The organism is Streptococcus sp. WM07 (genome assembly GCF_004570525.1).
Taxonomy (GTDB): domain Bacteria; phylum Bacillota; class Bacilli; order Lactobacillales; family Streptococcaceae; genus Streptococcus.
The window spans coordinates 1-547 of record NZ_SPPZ01000149.1 but is presented as its reverse complement, the minus strand read 5'-3'; the positions used below and the strand labels follow the sequence as shown (position 1 = coordinate 547).

Below are 547 nucleotides of genomic sequence, written 5' to 3'. Positions count from 1 at the left end.
CGCTCAAGCCAAGAAGGATGAAATTGACGCTCGCTCTGATCTAACAGACGAAGAGAAAGCAGCAGCTAAGGCTCAAGTTGATGCAGAAGCAGAAAAAGCCAAAGCTGCAGTAGATGCAGCAACAACAGATGCAGGAGTTGAAGAAGCTAAGACTGCAGGTGTTGATACTGTTAAAGCTATTAACCCAGCTGCAGTTGCTAAGCCTGAAGCGAAGAAAGCCGTCGATGAAGCCGCTCAAGCCAAGAAGGATGAAATTGACGCTCGCTCTGATCTAACAGACGAAGAGAAAGCAGCAGCTAAGGCTCAAGTTGATGCAGAAGCAGAAAAAGCCAAAGCTGCAGTAGATGCAGCAACAACAGATGCAGGAGTTGAAGAAGCTAAGACTGCAGGTGTTGATACTGTTAAAGCTATTAACCCAGATGCAGTTGCTAAGCCTGAAGCGAAGAAAGCCGTCGATGAAGCCGCTCAAGCCAAGAAGGATGAAATTGACGCTCGCTCTGATCTAACAGACGAAGAGAAAGCAGCAGCTAAGGCTCAAGTTGATGCA

At 47.2% G+C, this 547-nt stretch carries 1 protein-coding gene; it reads left to right on the top strand.

From position 1 onward, the window contains the following. Window positions 1-547: DUF1542 domain-containing protein (locus E4T71_RS08795; protein ID WP_135038955.1), on the top strand; the 547-nt coding region annotated here is incomplete at both ends.